This is a genomic window from Nocardia flavorosea (assembly GCF_015477805.1).
GTDB classification, from domain to species: Bacteria; Actinomycetota; Actinomycetes; order Mycobacteriales; family Mycobacteriaceae; genus Nocardia; species Nocardia flavorosea_A.
Map to the genome: position 1 here is coordinate 1,846,333 of NZ_JADLQL010000001.1, position 20,848 is coordinate 1,867,180.

Annotated in this window: 19 protein-coding genes; 7 read left to right on the top strand and 12 right to left on the bottom strand. The window is 67.5% G+C overall.

Translation table 11 applies throughout. The features are described 5' to 3' along the window. Nucleotides 1-4 precede the first annotated feature (4 nt). The 3 genes from IU448_RS08280 to IU448_RS08290 form a co-directional block, all read right to left on the bottom strand. A complete protein-coding gene (locus tag IU448_RS08280; protein ID WP_195054811.1) occupies nucleotides 5-475 on the bottom strand; it encodes an RDD family protein in 471 nt (156 codons plus the stop codon). A 235-nt stretch (nucleotides 476-710) separates the two neighbouring features. Next, nucleotides 711-1,139: a hypothetical protein gene (locus IU448_RS08285; protein ID WP_195054812.1), complete on the bottom strand. Its 429-nt coding sequence runs from the start codon at nucleotides 1,137-1,139 to the stop codon at nucleotides 711-713. 76 nt (nucleotides 1,140-1,215) lie between these two features. Continuing rightward, nucleotides 1,216-1,938 carry an alpha/beta fold hydrolase gene (locus tag IU448_RS08290; protein WP_195054813.1) on the bottom strand — a complete coding sequence of 241 codons (723 nt, stop codon included), beginning with the start codon at nucleotides 1,936-1,938 and terminating at the stop codon, nucleotides 1,216-1,218. An 84-nt stretch (nucleotides 1,939-2,022) separates the two neighbouring features. Here IU448_RS08290 and IU448_RS08295 point away from each other — a divergent pair, with 84 nt between their 5' ends. Together IU448_RS08295 and IU448_RS08300 are read left to right on the top strand one after the other, a co-directional pair. Then, entirely contained in the window at nucleotides 2,023-2,607 is a 585-nt protein-coding gene (locus IU448_RS08295; RefSeq protein WP_195054814.1) for a TetR/AcrR family transcriptional regulator, read from the top strand. Nucleotides 2,608-2,935: 328 nt separating this feature from the next. Further along, nucleotides 2,936-4,348, top strand: a complete 1,413-nt coding sequence (locus tag IU448_RS08300; RefSeq protein ID WP_228812070.1) for an MFS transporter — start codon at nucleotides 2,936-2,938, stop codon at nucleotides 4,346-4,348. Nucleotides 4,349-4,456: 108 nt separating this feature from the next. Here the strand turns inward: IU448_RS08300 and IU448_RS08305 are convergent, their stop codons facing one another. Next, complete coding sequence (locus tag IU448_RS08305) at nucleotides 4,457-5,836, bottom strand: caspase, EACC1-associated type (protein WP_195054815.1); 1,380 nt, start codon at nucleotides 5,834-5,836, stop codon at nucleotides 4,457-4,459. Beyond that, nucleotides 5,833-6,210 (bottom strand): effector-associated constant component EACC1, encoded by a 378-nt coding sequence (locus IU448_RS08310; RefSeq protein ID WP_195054816.1) that lies wholly within the window; start codon nucleotides 6,208-6,210, stop codon nucleotides 5,833-5,835. The genes IU448_RS08305 and IU448_RS08310 overlap by 4 nt, the downstream gene beginning before the upstream one ends. Before the next feature lie 315 nt (nucleotides 6,211-6,525). Here IU448_RS08310 and IU448_RS08315 point away from each other — a divergent pair, with 315 nt between their 5' ends. Next, the gene (locus tag IU448_RS08315; RefSeq protein WP_195054817.1) at nucleotides 6,526-7,404 is read left to right on the top strand and encodes an ABC transporter ATP-binding protein; all 879 of its coding nucleotides are present in this window, start codon (nucleotides 6,526-6,528) and stop codon (nucleotides 7,402-7,404) included. A 53-nt stretch (nucleotides 7,405-7,457) separates the two neighbouring features. Next, on the top strand, nucleotides 7,458-8,669 hold the full coding sequence (locus IU448_RS08320) for an ABC transporter permease (RefSeq protein ID WP_195054818.1): 1,212 nt from the start codon (nucleotides 7,458-7,460) through the stop codon (nucleotides 8,667-8,669). Nucleotides 8,670-8,799: 130 nt separating this feature from the next. On the opposite strand, the gene IU448_RS08325 is transcribed toward IU448_RS08320, so the two are convergent. From IU448_RS08325 to IU448_RS08345, 5 genes are all read right to left on the bottom strand, one after another. After that, on the bottom strand, nucleotides 8,800-9,147 hold the full coding sequence (locus IU448_RS08325) for a DNA-binding protein (protein ID WP_324188533.1): 348 nt from the start codon (nucleotides 9,145-9,147) through the stop codon (nucleotides 8,800-8,802). Between the two features lie 77 nt (nucleotides 9,148-9,224). Next, complete coding sequence (locus IU448_RS08330) at nucleotides 9,225-9,509, bottom strand: hypothetical protein (RefSeq protein WP_195054820.1); 285 nt, start codon at nucleotides 9,507-9,509, stop codon at nucleotides 9,225-9,227. 105 nt (nucleotides 9,510-9,614) lie between these two features. Next, the gene (gene ilvC, locus IU448_RS08335; protein ID WP_195055121.1) at nucleotides 9,615-10,616 is read right to left on the bottom strand and encodes a ketol-acid reductoisomerase; all 1,002 of its coding nucleotides are present in this window, start codon (nucleotides 10,614-10,616) and stop codon (nucleotides 9,615-9,617) included. A 111-nt stretch (nucleotides 10,617-10,727) separates the two neighbouring features. Beyond that, nucleotides 10,728-11,231, bottom strand: a complete 504-nt coding sequence (ilvN, locus tag IU448_RS08340) for an acetolactate synthase small subunit (protein WP_030521893.1) — start codon at nucleotides 11,229-11,231, stop codon at nucleotides 10,728-10,730. Beyond that, entirely contained in the window at nucleotides 11,228-13,153 is a 1,926-nt protein-coding gene (locus IU448_RS08345) for an acetolactate synthase large subunit (protein WP_195054821.1), read from the bottom strand. The genes ilvN and IU448_RS08345 overlap by 4 nt, the downstream gene beginning before the upstream one ends. Nucleotides 13,154-13,547: 394 nt before the next feature. On the opposite strand from IU448_RS08345, the gene IU448_RS08350 reads away from it, so the two are divergent. After that, nucleotides 13,548-14,081: a PH domain-containing protein gene (locus IU448_RS08350; protein ID WP_228812071.1), complete on the top strand. Its 534-nt coding sequence runs from the start codon at nucleotides 13,548-13,550 to the stop codon at nucleotides 14,079-14,081. A gap of 411 nt (nucleotides 14,082-14,492) precedes the next feature. Next, on the top strand, nucleotides 14,493-16,334 hold the full coding sequence (gene ilvD, locus IU448_RS08355; protein ID WP_195054822.1) for a dihydroxy-acid dehydratase: 1,842 nt from the start codon (nucleotides 14,493-14,495) through the stop codon (nucleotides 16,332-16,334). A 259-nt stretch (nucleotides 16,335-16,593) separates the two neighbouring features. Here the strand turns inward: ilvD and IU448_RS08360 are convergent, their stop codons facing one another. Beyond that, the gene (locus tag IU448_RS08360; protein WP_280456646.1) at nucleotides 16,594-17,454 is read right to left on the bottom strand and encodes a DoxX family protein; all 861 of its coding nucleotides are present in this window, start codon (nucleotides 17,452-17,454) and stop codon (nucleotides 16,594-16,596) included. 473 nt (nucleotides 17,455-17,927) lie between these two features. Here IU448_RS08360 and IU448_RS08365 point away from each other — a divergent pair, with 473 nt between their 5' ends. After that, nucleotides 17,928-19,037 carry a PQQ-dependent sugar dehydrogenase gene (locus tag IU448_RS08365; protein ID WP_195054823.1) on the top strand — a complete coding sequence of 370 codons (1,110 nt, stop codon included), beginning with the start codon at nucleotides 17,928-17,930 and terminating at the stop codon, nucleotides 19,035-19,037. Between the two features lie 269 nt (nucleotides 19,038-19,306). Here IU448_RS08365 and gatB read toward each other — a convergent pair whose 3' ends face one another. Beyond that, a complete protein-coding gene (gene gatB, locus IU448_RS08370; RefSeq protein ID WP_195054824.1) occupies nucleotides 19,307-20,815 on the bottom strand; it encodes an Asp-tRNA(Asn)/Glu-tRNA(Gln) amidotransferase subunit GatB in 1,509 nt (502 codons plus the stop codon). Between the last annotated feature and the right edge of the window lie 33 nt (nucleotides 20,816-20,848).

Sequence of the window (20,848 nt, forward strand, 5' to 3'; positions counted from 1 at the left end):
GGAATTATTCGTCGATGACCTGGGTGCCACCGGCCACGCGATCGTGCCAGCCCTGTTTCGTCGGGCTCGAGCTCACCGTGAACGCGATCGCGATGGCCGCGACGAACCACAGGATGCCGCCGATCCACGGAATCACGTTGAGCAGCATGTAGGCGTTGCGGACCGCCGAATCCTTGAGGCTGGGCTTGGTGGCGCCGTCCGATCCGTTGACGTGCAAGCCGACGAGTTTCTTACCCGGCGTCGACCCGGAGGACACCTCGAAAACGACGAAGTAGAGCCAGCCGAACGCCGCGCCGGGCAGGACCGAAACCCAGTCGGGAACGTCGGCGACGACGCCCAGCAGCCAGAAAAAGATACCGCCGATAATGGCCGCGATGATCCAGTCCACGAACCTCGCGACGGCACGCTTCCCCAGACCACCCGGTTTGATCCCGGTCGCCTGGCCGTACATCGGATCGAAACCACTTGTGGTCATGACGCCTCCTACCGAACACTGTGGCGGGTTTGCCAGTTATGTGCTAATCGGTCGACCATCAAGAATGGCACAGCACAATCCCCCACCGGCGAGACCGACACTAACTCGTGTCCGGAACGATTCTCAGGTTCAACCTGGATGTATCGCCCCACACGGAACGATGAACCGGCTATCCACGTAAGCCACCGAAAACAAGCCGAAGGTTTGCCACAGTTCGACCACTGCTGAATCGCGGTCATCGCTGGACGAAGGCGAGGACTATCGCCATGGCCATCGAGAGAAAAGCCAGGGCCACACTGCCCACTCCCACAACGGTCATCACCGTATTGGCGGTTTTGCCGGCTCGTTCCTGCGGCTCGAAACCCGCGGCGCCGCGGTGATAGATCGTGTAGGGCACGGCGTAGTGAAACAACACCGGGCCGCGGGTGGTGTCGATATCGATGGTGGCCTTACCCACCCGCCAGAACGCGTACTGCGACCACAACTGGACGCGATAGCGCCCCGGCGGAAGCGAGAAATCGTTGCGGCCGGGGGTCAGGAGGTGCCTGCGGTCAGGTTCGAACTCGGCCAGGGTCGGAAGGCGGGCAGGGCGAACGCCCGACATTTCGGTCACCTCGACACGCACGGGCACCGAGTCCGCGTGCTGCGCCGCGCGATTCGCCATACCCACGGATATTAAAGGGAATGCGGCATTCGTGTACTGCCACCGGTGAATACGAGAATCGCTGCGTTCGCCACCGTCATTGCGCCGGGGCGAGCCGGGTATCGCAACTGTCGGCGATATCGCGGACCAACCGGGCGAACCGCTGCGGTTCGGCGAGTGGCAGATAGTGACCGGCCCGGGGCACCACGAGCAGCCGGGCGCCGGGCGTGGCAGCGGCGAACTGCTGCTCGTGGGCGCGGAAATGATCGCGGCTGCCGTTGACCAGCCACACCGGGCCGCGGTACCGGCCGAGTCCGGCGAGCGGATCGAAATGTCCGATAGCGCGCAGTACGTCGGGAATCACTTCGGTGGCTATCCCGCCCTCCGCGATGGGGGCGGCGATCCGCGCCGGCAGCACGGCCTCGAATATCCGGCCGCTGATTCGCTCGCCGCCGTCGGGCAGGGCCGAAAGGAATCGGTGGGCCAGGCGGAATGGGACCATCGTCGCCTTGCGGGGCACACAGGTGGAACCCGCGACCACCAGACCCGCTGCCCGCTCGCCGAGTTCGGCCGCCGCGGCGATGGCAACGTACCCACCGAGTGAATGGCCGACGAGCACAGCGCGGCCGCCGGATCTTTCGACGGCCGCGCGGACGGCGTCGACGGCCGCGGTCATCGTGAAAGGTTCACCGCGGCGCAGGCCGTGCCCCGGAAGGTCGACAGCGGTGACCGGACGTTCGGCGGCTATTTCGTCGATCACGCCGGCCCAGCACCGGCCACTGAGCCGGATGCCGTGCACAAGGACAACGGGCAAAGTCATGAGACCTCCAATTGCTACGCAACGTTGCGTTGCAAATTACCCGCACTCAGCCCACAACGCAACGTTGCGTTGTACTGTCTCGGCATGGCTGCCGAATCCGACGCACGCACGAACGCCCGGCCGCGACGCGCCGACGCGATCTTCACCGCCACCCTGGAACTTCTCGCCGACACCGGTTACGAGGGCCTCACCATGGAGGCGGTCGCCGCGCGCGCCGGGGTCAACAAGACCACGCTCTACCGCTGGTGGAAGTCCAAGGACGAAGTACTCGCCGCTGCCCTCACCGACTCGGATCTACTCGCCTTCCCCGTGCCCGATACCGGCAGCCTCCGCGGCGACCTCCTCGAAACGATCCACAGCATCCACACACTCCTCACCGACCCCGCCACCGCCCCCATCGCGGCCGCCGTCCTGGCTGCCGCACCGCGCCGCCCCGCACTCACGGCAATCGGCCGGGCCTTCTTCGCCGACCGCGCCGAACGCGAACACCCGATCTTCCGCCGGGCCACCGACCGCGGCGAACTACCGGAACACGCCGATCCCCGCCTGATCATGGATATGCTCGCGGGAGCCATCTGGTTCCGCCTTTTCCTGCGCGCCGAACCGGTCGGCGATGAGGACCTTTCGGCGGCCGTCGATCTCGTACTGGTTGGCGCCGCGGCACACTGACCCGCCGAGTTTTCGACGAGACACGACTGCTTCGGTGCACCGACACCGGTGACCTCGTATTCCCACTGTTCTAGGTCCATGCCATTGTGCCGATGCACTCCGACGAACTGAAGCCGGTATACCGAGCCGGCAACCGGTGCTGATAGGGTCCAGGACATGTCAGGCGCTTCAGCTTCCGCCGCTTGCGCGGCAGTGACCAGGACGTCCCGCTAGCGGCGGGACGTTCGATTCACAGACCTCCTCCTCTGGGACGTCCGGCCGCTTCGTGATCAGTCCGGAGCGGCACCTTTGTGCTGCTCGGTTACCTCTCTGAGCAACGGAGCATTCGATGTTCTCAGGTATTCTCTCGTCACGCGGGCACAGCCGGGCCGATCTGCGCTCATGGCTTGTGCTGGGCGCGATGGCGATGCTGCAGTTCTTCATCGCGGTCGACGTGACCGTGGTCAATATCGCGCTGCCCTCGATCGGCGCGGACTTCGGAGTGGATGATCACTCTCTGACCTGGGTCGTGGTCGGCTACACCATCGTCGGCGGCGGGCTGCTGATGCTCGGCGGGCGGCTGGGCGATCTGCTCGGGCGGCGGCGCGTACTGCTGACCGGCACCACCGTGTTCGGTGCGGCCTCACTGCTGGCGGGGCTGGCGCCGTCCTTCGGCCTGCTGGTGCTCGCCCGTCTGCTGCAAGGAGCCGGTGAGGCCATTGCGCTACCGGCGGCGATGGCCACCATCGTGCTGATTTTTCCCGAAGGCCGGAGCCGGACACGGGCGTTGAGCGTATGGGCGGCGGTGGCCAGTTGCGGGCTGGTACTCGGTTTCGTGCTGTCCGGAATCATTACCGCACATCTCGGCTGGCGGTGGATCTTCCTGATCTCGGTGCCGTTCATCCTGGTGGTTGTGGTGGCAGCGCTGGTCCTCGTCGAACGTGACCGGCCGGTGGTCCGCGAATCCGGTCCGCTCGATATTCCGGGAGCGCTGTTGCTGATGGCATGCCCGCTGCTGTTCACGTTCGGCGTGGTAGAGGCCGGTGAACCCGGAACGTCCGTGTGGGTGCCCGTGGTGGCGCTGGCGGGGGCGGTGCTGGCCGGTACGGGATTCGTACGGGTGGAAGCGCATTCGGCGAACCCGCTGGTGCCACTGGGCTTCTTCGCCCACCGGGCCCGGGTCACCGCGAATCTGACCACGATACTGCTCAGCGGAGCACTGTCGACCTCGTTCCTGCTGTTCACGTTCTATCTCCAGGACTATCTGGGAATGGGGCCGCTGGGCGCCGGATTCACTATGCTGCCGCTGGCGGTCTCGCTGATCGCGTTCTCCATGCTCGTGCCCCGGCTGCTGGGCAGATGGGGGGCCGGCGCCTGTGTGCTGGCGGGACTCGGTTTCACCGCGGGCGCGATGGCCGTCATCGGGCTCGTGGCCGCCGTGGACGCGGGAGCGCCGTGGCTGATTCCGGCGATGCTGCTCGTCGCGGCCGGAATGGGCTTCGGGATCGTGGGGCTGCAGTACATCGCGGTCAGCGGTGTGACCGACGACGACGCCGGAATCGCCTCGGGCGTGCAGCGGGCCGCCGACCAGCTCGGCGGCGCCACCGGTGTCGCGGTGTGCGTGGGAATCGGTTTCGCTCCCGCCCTGCACACTGCCGACCCGTTCCTGATCGCCACGCTGCTGGCAGGCGCCGGGCTGGTCGGGGGCGCCCTGGTGATCCGGCGCGCGCCCGAACCGTCCGCCGCGAACCTGCCCGGATAACGCACGTGAACGGCCCCGCCGTCCGCCCGAACCTTCGGTGCGGGCGGCGGGCGAACTATCCGCGCAGCCGGCGCAGGGATCGTCCATCGCCATGGGCGTGTGACCGGATCACCCAGCCGGTTCGATACCGCGTTTTCTCGCTGCTGCACGCGCGCGAACGGTGCATCGTTCGGTGTTCAGGGTCGCGTCGTGCTTCACACCGAGAACCCGGCGGCGAGCAGCGAGGACCTTCTCGAAAAGCTGTATCGCCTCCTCGACCCGGCCGGCCTGCTCGTAGCTCTCAGCGATTTGTTGCCCGGTGTTGAGGGTGGCCGGGTCATCGTCACCGAGCACCCGGCAGCGAACAGCGAAAACCTCCTCGAACAACCGCAACGCCGCGCTGCCCCGCCCCACCTTCCGATACGTCGACGCCAAGTGGTGCCCCGTCACCAATGTCGCCACCGCATCCTCACCCAACACCCGGCGACGCGCAGCGAAAACCTCCTCGAACAACCCCAGCGCCTCACCGTCGCGCCCCACCTTCCGATACGCGAAAGCCAAGTCGTGCCCCGTCACCAACGTCGCCACCGCATCCTCACCCAACACCCGGCGACGCGCAGCGAAAACCCTCCCGAACAACTCGACCGCTTCGGCGTCCCGGCCGACCCGCGCGTAGCCGTGGGCGAGTTTCTGGGCGGCGACCAGGGACTCGGGATGATCGGTTCCGTGGGTTCGGCGTTCGTCGGCGAGGGTGCGCTCGAGTTCTCCGATGGTCGGTGGGGCGGGGTTCGTGTTGGGGAAGAGGATGACGTGGCCGGCGGCGTTGGTGCTGCGGCGTTGAGGTTCGGGGTGCCCGTGGCCGCGAAGGCGGCGCCGGGTGTGGACGTAGAGGTCGTCGAGGGGAAGCCCCGGAGAGCTGGTGGTCGTCGCGAGCAACGCACCGGTGAAGGCGGTGTGGCGATCTCCCGCGGGCGCGAAAGACGGTTCGTTTCTGGCAGAGGAGGTGATGGTGTAGGTGCCGGCGATATCGGCTTGGCCGAGAACGGCGTCGGGTCCGTCGGTGAGGGCCTCGAACGCGCGACCGGAGAAGCAGCAGTCCAGAATGAGGATTCGGGTGGCGGCAGGACTGTCGAGTATCGCTTCGCGCAAGGTGGCGAAGGGCAGTGCGGTCCAGCGGGCCCGGTCGGGGCGGGTGCCGGTCAGCGCCAGATAGAGGCGGCCGCGGCCGTCGAGTAGGCCATGGCCGGTGTAGTACACCAGCAGGGTGTCGCCGGCTTGTTCGGCGGCATCTTCGAGAATGTGGCCGATACGAGCGCTGCTGTCCGGATCGGCGATACTCCAGCAGTTTTCCGGCTTCAGGATGCCGTCGGGGGCGGTGAGCAGTCGGTGCAGATCGGTGAGATTGTTGGCGGCGGCGGGGATATGCGGTAAGCGCTCGTGCTGGTCGTAGGCGCCGACACCGATCAGAACAGCGCGGGAGTTCTCCCGGTCCGGGCGCCGGGGGCTCACTGCGGGGCGTCGGTGGAGTCGGCCAGATCCTGAATCCGGCGGAGCACATCGGCGGCATCGACCCGTTTGCCGCTGAACTCGACCGAGTCGCCACCTGGCCGGGTGACGGTGACGGTGACGTCGGAGCGCCGGTGGGTCAGCCAGGTGGTCAGGGATCGAGCCAGTGACGCGACGATGCCGACGGTGGCGCCCGAGCCGAGCGCAACGGTGACGACTTCGGACACCGCACCCATATCGCCTTCGCGAACCGGCCTGTCCTGCAGGTGTGCCCGGCCACGCAGGTCATCGTCACCGGACAGCCAGTCCAGCAGTTGCCCGGCGGTATCAGGACCGTCGTCGGTATGAATCAGCAGCTGCCCGTCGGGTTGCGGCATTTTCGGTGTCCTCCCCGTCGTCGTCTTTCCTGCGCGAGTTCCGGTGCCGCGCAGCGGAACTGTCCGCGGCACAGTCATGAACAAACCTTAGGGCGTGGACACGATCTGCCTTGGGGGTTCGGGGTGATCCGTGCGGCTCGCAACATACCTTCTCGGGTAGTGGTGCTGGAACAGCCAGGCGGCCCGGCCCCTCACGACCCCCTCGGTGTGTCGGCGGCGGCGGGACGATCGTCCGTCGCCGGCGGCAGGCTTCGTGCCCCTCCGGTACGGCAGCAGCCGGGTAGAGTCGGCCCGGTCCACGACTGCGGAGGTTCGATGCTCGAGGTAACGCATCTGGTGCGCCGGTTCGGCGACAAAACAGCCGTCGACGATGTGTCGTTCAGTGTGGAACCGGGTGCGCTCACCGGGTTCGTCGGCGGCAACGGCGCAGGCAAGACCACGACGATGCGGATGATCATGGGTGTGCTGGCCGTCCACGGCGGCCAGGTGCGCTGGAACGGGCGTCCGGTGACGGTCGCCGATCGGCGTTCGTTCGGGTACATGCCGGAGGAACGCGGACTGTACCCGAAACAGCCGGTGCGGGATCAGTTGGTGTATCTGGCCCGGTTGCGGGGGCTTTCGGCGGCCGAAGGCAGGCGGCGGACCGCGGACCTGCTGGAGCGGTTCGGGCTCGCAGACCGGGGGAAGGACAAGCTGGAATCGCTGTCGCTCGGCAATCAGCAGCGGGTGCAGATCGCGGCGGCGGTGGTGGCGCAACCGGCAGCGCTGGTACTGGATGAGCCGTTCTCCGGGCTGGATCCGGTCGCGGTGGATTCCATGGCGGATCTGCTGGCCGAATACGCCGGGCAGGGGGTGCCGGTGCTGTTCTCCTCGCACCAGCTGGATCTGGTGGAGCGGCTGTGCGACCGGCTGGTGATCCTGGCGAACGGGCGGGTCGTCGCGCAGGGCTCGGCGGCCGAACTCCGGGCGGCCGGTGCGCTGCGATACCGGTTGCAGACCGGTTCGGATACCGGCTGGTTGAACGAGTTCGCAGGGGTGAGTGTGGTCGAACGCAACGGGGCGGCAGTGCTGCTCGAGCTGACCGGCGCGACCACCGACCAGGTGCTCACCGAGGCGCTGGCGCGCGGGTCGGTACACGAATTCGCCGAGGTGCGGCCGTCGGTCGCGGAGATCTTCCGGGAGGTGACGGCATGAACGGGTCGGGCCCGGAGGCAGCCGCGGAGCGTGACCACGGAGGAACCCCGGTCATGCCGAATGGCAGGGCAGGCCGAAAGGCGGCAGCGGAGACGGCGCCGCGGGGCGTGTGGCGGATCGTCACCGAACGTGAGGTCATGGTCAAGCTGCGCGACCGCAACTTCCTGATCTCGACGGTCATCACGATCGTGGCGATCATCGGATCGCTGGCCGTCAGCGGTTTTCTGAGCGGCCGCGCCGAAACGGTCGAGATCGCGGTCACCGGAACGGACGCCGGCCAGGTGGTGCGGACGGCCGGCGGACTCGCCGAACTCGCCGACAGCAATGTCACCTTCACCACCCGGCCGGTCGCCGACCGCACCGCCGTCGAACAGCTGGTGCGCGACGGGGAGGCCGACGCGGGCCTGGTGGCCGGATCCGAGGGGTGGCGGCTTATCGGCAAGGAATCGGTGAACGACGAGGTCAACACCTATGTGACGACCGCCGCGCAGCAACTCGCGCTGCAACGCAACGCCGAAGCGGCGGGCACCTCACTCGAAGAACTCGGCCGCGGCGGCCAGGTGACCTACGACGTACTCGACGAATCCGCGGTCGACCCGGCTTTCGCGCAGATCATGACATTCGTGTTCGCGTTCCTGTTCTATGTCGCCTCGCTGCTGTTCGGGATGTCCATCGCGCAGAGCGTGGTCGAAGAGAAGCAGAACCGGATCGTCGAAATCCTCGCCAGCGCGATACCGCTGCGGCAGTTGCTGATCGGCAAGATCGTCGGCAACACCCTGATGGCATTCGGGCAGCTCGTACTGTTCGCGGCCGCGGGGCTGGCCGGGCTGGCGATCATGGGAAGCAGCGAGCGCATCACTCAGATCGCGGGCGCGGCAGGCTGGTTCATCGTCTTCTTCCTCGTCGGCTTCCTCGCCCTGGCCAGCCTGTGGGCCGTCGCCGGTTCGCTCGCGACCCGCAACGAGGATCTGCAATCGACGTCCACCCCGCTGAGCATGCTGATCATGATCGTGCTGTTCCTCGGCATCTTCGTATCCGGCACAGCGCAGACCATCTCGTCCTACGTACCGATCGTCTCCATCGTCACCATGCCCGCCCGCCTCGCCGAAGGCACGGCCGCATGGTGGGAGCCGCTGGTCTCCCTCGCCATCATGGCGGCAACCGCCTACGCAATCGTGGTCGTCGCGGAACGCATCTACCGCCGCTCACTGATGCAGACCCAAGGACGCCTGACGTACCGCCAGGCGCTCAACGTCGAGGATTGACACTCGATTCCAGCCGAGCCGCCGCCGCTTCGTCGCGGCGCAGGGGCGGTGGCGGTGGCGTCGAGACGCCCACAGACTTCCAGGACGGCGTACAACAACTATCCGAGCCGAGCCGGGGTCACGGAGGGGATCAGAGGGGAATGATGCGGACAGCCGGACCGCACAGTGTGGACATATCGTCGGCATCGCTGGTCAGCACGACCACTGGAGCGGGCTGACGTAACACCATTTCCGCGACCACGGCGTCGATGGCGTACTTGTGGCCGTGGAGTCCGGTATCGAGCAGTATCGCCGAGGCGGCCCTTGCCGCCGTCTCGTCGACGTGTTCGATCCGAATACCGGACAACAGCCAGTTCAGGCGCGTCCGGTTCGTTTTCCGGTGCGTCGCCTCGATGATGGTCAGCGCGCTCACGACGACCTCCATACCACGCGCCCGCGCTTCCGCAATCAGTGCGACGACCGGCGGGGAATCGTCCACCAGCCGGGAAAACCCCTCAGAGTCGAGGACAGCAGTACCGCCCTGTGCAGCGGGCGGGCGACGGGACACGGGTGGGTTCAGCTTGCCGTGGGCCATTGCCCCGGCTCGGCCAGCGCACGATCGAACGCTTCCTTTGCTCGCTGCCTTTCGCCGGCCGGCAGCGGGCCACTGCGCTGCTCGTAGTCGGCGAGGTATTCGTCGAGGATCAGGCCACGCAATTCACGCTCCACCGCCGAAGCCACGAACGAGGAGAACTCCCGTTTACCCACTCGCTGCCGGATGGCTTCGGCAGTGCCCTCCGACATCGACAGGCTGATCCGCGTCGCAGGCCCCTCACCGATGCCGTATTCCTGCTCACCCATGCCGCGATATTATCAAACCGATTAGGAAACGAAGGGTACCCACGAGAAAAGGGGCCCTTCCGCGGTTGCGGAAGGGCCCCTTTCAGCGCTGGATCAGCGAAACGCTCAGGCGGTTTCGGTGATCGGCCGGTCGACCCAGCTCATCAGGTCGCGCAGCTTCTTGCCGGTGACCTCGATCGGGTGCTCGGCGTTCTGCTTGCGCAGGCCCTCGAGCTCCTTGTTGCCGCCCTCGACATTGGCGACCAGGCGCTTGACGAAGGTGCCGTCCTGGATGTCCTTCAGGATGTCCTGCATCCGCTTCTTGGTGTCGGCGTCGATAACCCGCGGGCCCGACAGGTAGCCACCGAATTCGGCGGTGTCGGAGACCGAGTAGTTCATGCGGGCGATACCGCCCTCGTACATGAGGTCGACGATGAGCTTCAGCTCGTGCAGCACCTCGAAGTAGGCCATCTCCGGGGCGTAACCGGCCTCGACCATGACCTCGAAACCGGTCTTGACCAGTTCCTCGGTGCCACCGCAGAGCACGGCCTGCTCACCGAAGAGATCGGTTTCGGTCTCTTCCTTGAAGGTGGTCTTGATGACGCCGGCGCGGGTGCCGCCGATGCCCTTGGCGTACGACAGCGCCAGGGCCTGGCCCTCGCCCTTCGGGTCCTGCTCGATGGCGATCAGGGCGGGCACGCCCTTGCCGTCGACGAACTGGCGGCGCACCAGGTGGCCGGGGCCCTTGGGGGCCACCATGCCGATGGTGATCTCGGCGGCCGGCTTGATCAGGCCGAAGTGGATATTGAGGCCGTGGCCGAAGAACAGCGCGTCGCCGTCCTTCAGGTTGGGCTCGATGTCATTGGTGAAGATCGACGCCTGGGCGGTGTCGGGGGCCAGCAGCATGATGACGTCGGCCCATTCCGAAACCTCGGCGGGGGTGCCGACGGTCAGGCCGGCCTCTTCGGCCTTGGCCCGCGACTTGGAGCCTTCCTTCAGGCCGATGCGCACCTCGACGCCGGAATCGCGCAGGCTCAGCGAATGCGCGTGCCCCTGGCTGCCGTAACCGATCACCGCGACCTTACGGCCCTGGATGATCGACAGATCGGCATCGTCGTCGTAGAACATCTCGACTGCCACTTGGTGGTATCCCTTCTGACTTATTCGAACCCGCGAAACGCGGGAAACGGTAAACGAGGCACGGAAGACGGCCGGGCGCGGGGTGCGCCCGGCCGTGGATCAGCGGGTGGCGGTGATCGATTTGGGTCCGCGGCCCACGGCCACCACCCCGGATTGCACGATCTCGCGGATGCCGTACGGCTCGAGCATCCGCAGCAGGGCGTCGAGCTTGGAGCGGGTGCCGGTCGCTTCGACGGTGAGGGCGTCGGGCGAGACGTCGATCACCTTGGCGCGGAACAGGTTCACCGATTCGATGACCTGGGTGCGCACGCTGGCGTCGGCGCGGACCTTCACCAGGATCAGTTCGCGGGCCACCGAGGTCTCCGGGTCCTGCTCCACGATCTTGATGACGTTCACCAGCTTGTTCAGCTGTTTGGTGACCTGCTCCAGCGGCAGATCGTCCACGGTGACCACGATGGTCATCCGGGAGATCTCCTTGACCTCGGTGGCGCCCACCGCCAGGGATTCGATATTGAATCCGCGGCGGGAGAACAGGCTGGCCACCCGGGCCAGCACACCGGGCTTGTCCTCGACCAGGACGCTGAGGGTGTGGGTTGTGCTCACTGGGGGTTCCCCTCGGTCTCGTTCTGCTCCCGGGTCATGGCCTCGTGGATGACGGCCGGTTCGGCGGCCTGCTCGTCCTCGTCGAACAACGGGCGGATCCCGCGGGCGGCCATGATCTCGTCGTTACTGGTACCGGCCGCGACCATCGGCCACACCTGGGCGTCCTTGCCGACGATGAAATCGATCACCACGGGCCGGTCGTTGATCGACTGCGCCTCACGGATCGCGGCCTCCACGTCCTCTTCCTTCTCCACCCGGATGCCGTGGCAGCCCAGCGCCTCGGCCAGCTTCACGAAATCGGGGATGCGCAGACCGTGGGTCTTGAGGTCGGTGTTGGAGTAGCGCTGGTCGTAGAACAGCGTCTGCCACTGCCGCACCATGCCCAGATTGCCGTTGTTGATGAGCGCGACCTTGATCGGCACACCCTCCACGGCGCAGGTGGCCAGTTCCTGGTTGGTCATCTGGAAGCAGCCGTCGCCGTCGACCGCCCACACTTCGCGGTCGGGCATACCCATCTTGGCGCCCATGGCAGCGGGCACGGCGTAACCCATGGTTCCGGCGCCGCCGGAGTTCAGCCAGGTGCGCGGCTTCTCATACTTGACGAACTGGGCGGCCCACATCTGGTGCTGGCCGACGCCCGCGCAGTAGATGGCCTCCGGACCGGCGAGGCGACCCAGGGTTTCGATGACGTACTCCGGTGAGAGCGCACCGTCCGAGGGCGCGGTCCAGCCCAGCGGGTAAGCATCGCGGATGCCGTCGAGGTAGGTCCACCAGGCAGTCAGGTCCAGCTCGATACCGGCCGGGTCGGCGCGCAGGGTTTCGATCAGTTCGGTGAGCACCTCGCGGCAGTCGCCCACGATCGGGACATCGGCGTGGCGGTTCTTCCCGATCTCGGCGGGGTCGATATCGGCGTGGATGACCAGCGCATCCGGGGCAAAGGAATCCAGCTGGCCGGTGACGCGGTCGTCGAACCGGGCGCCGAGGGTGATCAGCAGATCGGATTTCTGCAGCGCCGCCACCGCGGCCACCGTGCCGTGCATACCCGGCATACCGAGGTTCAGCTTGTGACTGTCGGGGAACGCGCCCCGCGCCATCAGGGTGGTGACCACCGGGATACCGGTGAGTTCGGCCAGCTCCAGCAGTTCGGCCGACGCCTCGGACTTGATCACACCGCCACCGACGTACAAGACCGGCGCGGTGGCCTCGGCGATCAACCGGGCCGCCTCCCGCACCTGCTTACCGTGCGGTTTGGTGACCGGGCGGTACCCGGGCAGCCGCATCTCCGGCGGCCAGCTGAAGGTGGTCTGCTCCTGCAGCACATCCTTCGGGATATCCACCAGCACCACGCCGGGCCGCCCGCTGGAGGCCAGATAGAAGGCCTCGGCGAGGATGCGCGGGATATCGGCGCCTTCCTTGATCAGGAAGTTGTGCTTGGTGATCGGCATGGTGATGCCGGAGATATCGGCTTCCTGGAAGGCGTCGGTGCCGATCAGGCTGCGCCCCACCTGGCCGGTGATCGCGACCATCGGCACCGAATCCATCTGGGCGTCGGCGATGGGGGTCACCAGGTTGGTCGCGCCCGGGCCGGATGTGGCCATACACACACCGACCTTGCCGGTGGCCTGCGCATACCCGGTAGCGGCGTGGCCGGCGCCCTGCTCGTGCCGGACGAGCACATGGCGGACCTTGGTGGAATCGAAGAGGGGGTCGTAGACGGGCAGCACCGCGCCGCCGGGAATGCCGAATACGGTGTCGACGCCGAGCTCCTCGAGGGAGCGGACGACGGACTGCGCGCCGGTGACCCGCTCGGGCGGTACCTGGCGGCGGTTCGCCGGGGTGGTCGGAGCACCGGCCGAGGCCGGCGGGTTCGAAGGCGCGGGCTTGCGGGCCGCGGGCCCGGGCCGGGTAGTTGGTGCGCTCACCGTCTTGGTTCCTTACTGCTTGTCGTTCACTTGTCCCGACATAAAAAATCCCCCGACAGCCGGTGGCTGTTCGAGGGTGGCGCGTCGCAGTGCGAGCTGACGTATGCGGATCGTCTGGCTCAGCGCTGGACGCGCCGGCCGATTACGAGCAACTCGATTCGATTCACGCGCATGACGGTATGTGTGCGTGTGGTGCAGAGTCAAACAGCTGACCGCTGTCTTCTCATTATGTGAGAAGGTAGCGGGTGCTCACGCCCGTCCACCATGATGCGAGGATGGTGGTGTGTCATCACCGCATCAGTCCGTGCCACCACCGGAATCGTCCCATATCCCCGCGGCCGCGGAGGTAACGGGTGGGGATACTGCGCCGCCGGGGCCGACTCGTGTGATCCGCATGACACGTCTGGCCTTCCTCGGGGTTTTCATCCTGGCGATGTGTGTGTTCTTCCCGATCGTCGGCTGGCCGGCCGCGCTGTTCTGGCTGGCGCTGATCCCGATCGCCGCCATCGTCTGGATCCTGCGCACCCAGACCACGGTGTCGCCGAACGGCCTGGACCTGCGTTCGGTGTTCTCCTCCCGGCATATCGACTGGGAGCAACTGAAGGGCGTGAGCATTCCCAAACGCGGCTACGTGCGCGCGCACCTCGACGACGACACCGAGGTGCCGCTCCCGGCCGTGAGCTACGACCGGCTGCGCGATCTGGTGGACGCCTCCGGCGGGCGGATCCCCGATCCGTTCGCACTTCCCGATCCGGACGCGGCGCCCGAATCCGGCACCGACACGGCGTCCGCCGACGAAGATCCGCGCGACACCGGCAAGGCGCGCAACACCGGGCCAGGGGACGACTCACGCAGCCCGGACGCCGGTGACGACTCTCCCAACCCGCCCGCCGCGGACAGCGGCAACGACTCCTCGGCCACGAACTAGACCCACCTCCGCACACTCGCACCCTGTCGATGACGCGTTGCCGATAACGAACTCGCCGGCCATCGGCACGCCCGATACGACGATCTTCCCGGCGAACTCACTACCGGATACGAGGCCGGGGCAGCACCGCGATCCGGTACCTGCCGCCGGCGGCGGGGCGTCCGAGAAACCGATGACCCCGGCGCACACACGCCCCCGCCTGCCCGCGTCCGGGACGACGGCGTCGATCGACCCCGGTCCGAGGTCCGGCGCCGGGGTTCGTTTCGTCCGGGCCGACACCGGCCCCGAGCGGGCTTGCGGCCGGGAGTAGCCTGAGAAAACGCCGATCGCACCTCCAGCAGCGGGCATCCGCGGCCGGGCGATACGGCGTCGTCGCATTGTCCAGCCCCCGCGACCAGACCGAGGACACCCATGCCAGCGCTTCGCTCCCGCACCACCACTGTCGGCCGTAATGCCGCCGGCGCCCGCTCCCTGTGGCGGGCCACCGGTATGACCGATTCCGATTTCGGTAAGCCGATCGTCGCGATCGCCAACTCCTACACCCAGTTCGTGCCCGGGCACGTGCACCTCAAGGATGTCGGCGAGATCGTGGCGGACGCGGTCCGGGAAGCGGGCGGGGTACCGCGCGAATTCCACACCATCGCCGTCGACGACGGAATCGCGATGGGCCACGGTGGCATGCTTTATTCGCTGCCCAGCCGTGAAATCATCGCCGACTCGGTGGAATACATGGTGAACGCGCACACCGCCGACGCGCTGGTGTGCATCTCCAACTGCGACAAGATCACCCCGGGCATGCTGAATGCCGCCATGCGGTTGAACATCCCCACCGTGTTCGTCTCCGGCGGGCCGATGGAAGCCGGTAAGGCCGTGGTCGTCGGCGGGGTCGCACAGGCGCCCACCGACCTGATCACCGCCATCTCCGCCAGCGCGAACAGCGAAGTAACCGACGACGGGCTCACCGAGGTCGAGCGCAGCGCCTGCCCGACCTGCGGTTCCTGCTCCGGCATGTTCACCGCCAACTCGATGAACTGCCTCACCGAAGCGCTGGGCCTGGCGCTGCCCGGCAACGGTTCCACCCTCGCCACGCACGCCGCGCGGCGTGCTCTGTTCGAGCGGGCCGGCCGGGTCGTCATCGATATCGCCAACCGCTGGTACCGCGAAGACGATGCGTCGGTGCTGCCGCGCAGCGTGGCGAACGAGAAAGCCTTCCGCAACGCGATGGCGCTGGATGTGGCGATGGGCGGATCCACCAACACCGTCCTGCACATCCTGGCCGCGGCGCAGGAAGGCGAGATCGACTTCGACCTGCAGAGCATCGAAGAGATCAGCCGGCGGGTGCCGACCCTGTCGAAGGTCGCGCCGAACTCCGACTACCACATGGAGGATGTGCACCGCGCCGGTGGAATCCCGGCGATCCTCGGCGAACTGCATCGCGGCGGACTGCTGGAAACCGAGGTGAGCACCGTGCACACCCCGACCATCGACGAATGGCTCGAGACCTGGGATATCCGCTCGGGTAAAACCTCCGAGGAAGCCCTGGAGTTGTTCCACGCGGCCCCCGGCGGCGTGCGCACCACCGAACCGTTCTCCACCGACAACCGCTGGTCCTCGCTCGACACCGACGCCGCCGGTGGCTGCATCCGCGATATCGAACACGCCTACACCGCCGAGGGCGGCCTGGTGGTGTTGCGCGGCAATCTCGCCGTGGACGGCGCGGTCCTCAAGACCGCGGGTATCGACGAGGAACTGTTCACCTTCGAAGGCCCGGCCGTGGTGGTCGAATCCCAGGAGGAAGCCGTTTCGGCGATCCTCGGTAAGAAGATCCAGCCCGGCGATGTGGTCGTCGTGCGGTACGAAGGCCCGGCCGGTGGGCCCGGCATGCAGGAGATGCTGCACCCCACTGCCTTCCTCAAGGGCGCGGGCCTCGGCAAGGTGTGCGCGCTCATCACCGACGGCCGGTTCTCCGGCGGCACCTCCGGTCTCTCGATCGGGCATATCTCCCCCGAGGCGGCCAGCGGCGGCACCATCGGGCTGGTGGAGAACGGCGACCGGATCCGGATCGATGTCACCACCCGCACCCTCGAGGTGCTGGTCGACGACGCGGTACTGGCCGAACGCCGCGCCAAGATGGACGCTCGGGAACGCCCGTGGCAGCCGGTGGACCGGCAACGCCCGGTCACCACGGCGCTGCGCGCCTACGCAGCCCTGGCGACCTCCGCCGACAAAGGTGCGGTCCGGCACGTGCCCTGAGTTTCCCGATCGCGAACAGCGGCCCCAAACGATACGGCGGCGTCCCGCTCCAGGTGAGCGGGACGCCGTCGGCGTTGAAGTGCGGCAGCACCCGGCCACCGCGCCGCGACCGACCGGCGTTCATCGTCGAATCATTCGCCGTTCCCGGATACCGGGCGGATGCACCCGCCTCGGCCGCTATCGGAAGGCAATGCTCGGCTGCCCGACGCCATGCCGTGCTGCCGGCCATGAGGCATCCTTCCGTGTCCGTGGCCGGGAACTAGTCGAAGGGGCCGATACCGGTGAGTGGGTTGCCGTCCTGGAGGTACCAGTAGGTGAAAATGGCGGCGGCGAACGCGAGGACGAGCACTACCAGCGAACCGGCGCCGGGGCGGGTGGCCCAGCTGCGACCGCGGTCCAGCGCCCACCGCCCGGGGCCGGTGAAGATGAGGGCGATCGCGGCGCCGGCGAGGATGGTGTCCAACTCGACCGCGCCCGGACCTTGGCTGTATTGGAAGTCCGGGTGCATACCTTGTTTGAACATCCAGGCGTTCAAGATCACCGCCAGCACCGCACCGGCGGCCAGCGGAGTCGCCAGCCCCAGGATCAACAGGGCGCCACCGCCCACCTCGCCCGCGGTGACCAGCGCGGCGGCGATCGACGGATGCTTCCAGCCGCCCTGCTCCATCATCTCCTTGGTGCCGTCGAGGCCCGGTCCGTCGAACCAGCCCGTCAGCTTTTGCAAACCGTGGTACAGGAAGCTCCCGCCGACCACGAGACGCAGGATGAACAGGCCGAAATCGAGAGTGCCGCGGCGACCGTCCCCGTTCCGGCGCCGCAGTCCCCCGCTGGGCTGGGTGCCTGCCGGGGGGATGCTCGCGTAGGAGTAGGTCCTGTCGTCGTCGCCCCCCGCCGGTCCGTTCGGGCCCGGGGTATCGGTCGGTTCATCGCCCGGAGCAGCAGAAGCCATCGCCGGTATCTCCTTGGTCATGGCCACCTTCGGGAACTGGCCGGTAGGGGAATCGTAGGGGCTGCCGACGCCGCCCGCCGTCGTCGATACCGCGCGCTGTTCGGCGGTGGACGGATCACCGGGCCGCACGGATTCGGACGGCGCGGAGCCGTTTCTCGGCTTGGCACTCACCCTTCAACAGTAGGCCGATACCGCGTCGCGGTCCCTCTGAATCCGCGGCGTGTCCGCGCCACCCCGCGCCTGGTCCGTGTCCTTCCGCGCTCCCTTCTCGGACCGGCGCAGTGGGGTCGCTCCGTACCCACTCGCCCTCGGCGGCGCACCGTCCCGGCGGTTGTCGATGCCCGAAGCCGAGGGCGACCGGCATCGACGACAGTGGGTCCATAGCGTGGTTGTCCTACGGCGACGAACCAGGGCGGCTCGGCTACCGGGCAGTGAGCTACCGGTGACGTGCCGCACCGCGCCAGAACACCACGGGACGAGCCGGCCGCTCGCGCTCGCTGTGCCCGGTCGGAGGCCGAACGATCACTCGGACCGCAGATAGACCGGCCGACAACTCGGTGGCCCGGCGGTCCGCACCTGCGGTGTCCACCGCGGGCGGGGGCGTGGGGGCACGGCCGGAGGGATTTCCACTACGTTGGGGGGTTATGAGGTCGGTTGGCGCGCGGCGCGTGACGGTGGGGCTGGTATGCGGGGCGTTGATGCTCAGCGGGTGCGCGCGTTTCGACGATTCCGCGTCCAGTCCGTTCACCGAGGAACCGACCCTGGACGCCGCGGAACTCGAACCCCCGAAGCAGCGAGCACCCGAATCCTCGACCACCCGGCCGAGCGGTCCGTGTATCGATCCCGACCCGGCCGTGGTGGTCAGCTGCCTGGACACCACCGGTGGGCTGATCGAACTGGGCGGCTACGCGCTGGTGACCGAACGTCGCACCGGGCGCATCCTGAAGGTGGCACCGGAACAGCCCCCGGTCGAGGTCGCCCGGGTCGATGTCGATCCCGCGGGGGACGGCGGGTTGAGCGATATCGCGATATCGCCCACCTATCACGAGGACGGGCTGCTCTACGCCTACGTCACCACCGCGAGCGACAACCGGGTGGTCCGTATCGCCGAGGGCGGCGGACCGCCGAAACCGATCCTGACCGGGATCCCGAAGGGCGCCACCGGGAATCGCGGCGCCATCGAATGGTCTTCGCCGAACCAGATGCTGGTGCTCACCGGGAACGCCGGTGATCCGGCGGCCGCCGCCGATCCGGCCAGTACGGCCGGCAAACTGCTGCGGGTGAAAAACCCGACCTCGAACGGGAATTCGCCCACCGAGGTCGCGGTCTCGGGTATCGGTTCGGCCGGCGATATCTGCCTGGGCGGCGACCAGATCTGGATCACCGACCGCACCCCCGCCCTGGACCGCCTGCAACGCATCGGCCCCGACGGCATCGTCACCACCGCGTGGACCTGGCCGGATCGTCCCGGCGTGGCCGGCTGCGCGGTCACTCCCGAAGGCGTCGCCATTGCGCTGACCGACGCGAAGGCCCTCGCCATGGCGACCCCGGACCCCACGACCCACGCGGTGACCGCGCCCCCGAGCGTTTTCGTCGCCAACAAGTACGGCCGGCTGCTCGGCGCCTCCCCCGGCATGGACGGCACGATCTGGGTCTCCACCGCGAACAAATCCGAGGGCGGTCAGCCCACCCCGAACGATGACCGCGTCGTCCGCATCCCGCCGCCCACCGGCGGCACCAACGGCCCGGACTGATCGGCTCGCAGGACGGCGGCTCAGCGATCCGGACCACCGGTGATCAATCCGGCCCCCGGTGATCGACCCGGCCGTCCGCGACTCCGCCGCGAGTACACGCAGGCGGCAACCGTCGCTACCTTCAGCCGACCGACCCCGCGGTGCGACGTCGGTGCGGCGTGGTTTCGCTGCTGTCGAGGGAGCGCGGCAGCCGAACAGTTTTGCACCTGCGCGTTGCCGGTGCGCTTTCCATCCCGGTCGCGCTCCTGCAAACCGCGACGGCTACCCGGTCACGCTCCGCAGGCCGCGAGGACGAGTTCGCGGACTCGGGCGGCGTCGGCCTGCCCACGGGTCGCCTTCATGACATCGCCGACGATCTTGCCGGCGGCCTGGACCTTGCCGGAGCGGATCTTGTCGGCGATATCGGGGTTCGCGGCCAGTGCCTTGTCCACCTCGGCCTGCAGGGCGCTGTCGTCGCTGACCATGCCCAGGCCCTTGCTCTCGACGATCGCGCCCGGATCGCCTTCGCCGTCGAGCACCAGATCGACAACCTGTTTGGCGACCTTGTTGTTCACCGTTTTCGCCTCGACCAGGCCGATCACCTCGGCAACCTGAGCCGGGGTGATCGGCAGATCCTCGAGGGCGACACCGCGCTCGTTGGCCTTCTCGGTGAGGTAGGCGACCCACCAGGAACGAGCTTCCTTGGCGGGGGCGCCGGCATCGACGGTGGCGATGATGAGGTCCAGGGCGCCGGCGTTCACCAGGTCACGCATGACCTCGTCGGAGACGCCCCAATCCGATTGGATCCGCGCGCGCCGCAGCCACGGGTATTCGGGGATGGTGCCGCGCAACTGTTCCACCCACGCCGCGTCCGGGGCGACCGGCTCCAGATCCGGCTCCGGGAAATACCGGTAGTCCTCGGCGGTTTCCTTGCGACGCCCCGGGGAGGTGGAGCCGTCGGCTTCGTGGAAGTGGCGGGTCTCCTGGATGATCTCCCCGCCGGTCGCGAGAACCGCTGCCTGACGGCGCATCTCGAACCGCACCGCGACCTCGACACTCTTCAGCGAGTTCACGTTCTTCGTCTCGGTACGGGTGCCGAACACGTCCGCACCGACCGGCATGAGCGAGACGTTGGCGTCGCAGCGCAGCGAACCGTGTTCCATCCGCACATCGGAGACGTCCAGCGATTTCAGCAGATCCCGCAGGGCGGTGACGTAGGCGCGTGCCACCTCCGGCGCCCGGTCACCCGCGCCGGTGATGGGTTTGGTGACGATCTCGATCAGCGGGACACCGGCGCGGTTGTAATCGAGCAGCGAGTGGCTGGCGCCGTGGATCCGGCCGGTGGCACCGCCGACATGCACCGATTTACCGGTGTCCTCCTCCATATGAGCGCGTTCGATCTCGACCCGGAAAGTGGTGCCGTCGTCCAGCGGAACATCCAGGTAGCCCTCGGTGGCGATGGGCTCGTCGTACTGGCTGATCTGGTAGTTCTTCGGCTGATCCGGGTAGAAGTAGTTCTTGCGCGCGAACCGCCCCCACGCAGTGATCGAACAGTTGAGGGCCAGCCCGATACGCACGGCCGACTCCACCGCCTGCTGATTGACCACCGGCAGCGAACCGGGCAAACCCAGGCAAACCGGGCAGACCTGGGTGTTGGGCTCGGCGCCGAAGGTGGTGGGGCAACCGCAGAACATCTTGGTCGCGGTGGACAGCTCGACATGGACCTCCATGCCCAGCACCGGCTCGTACCGGGTCACGACATCGGCGTAATCCATGAGTTCGACGGTGGGTGCGCTCATGCAGCACAGTCTATGCGCGCAGGTGTGACCGCC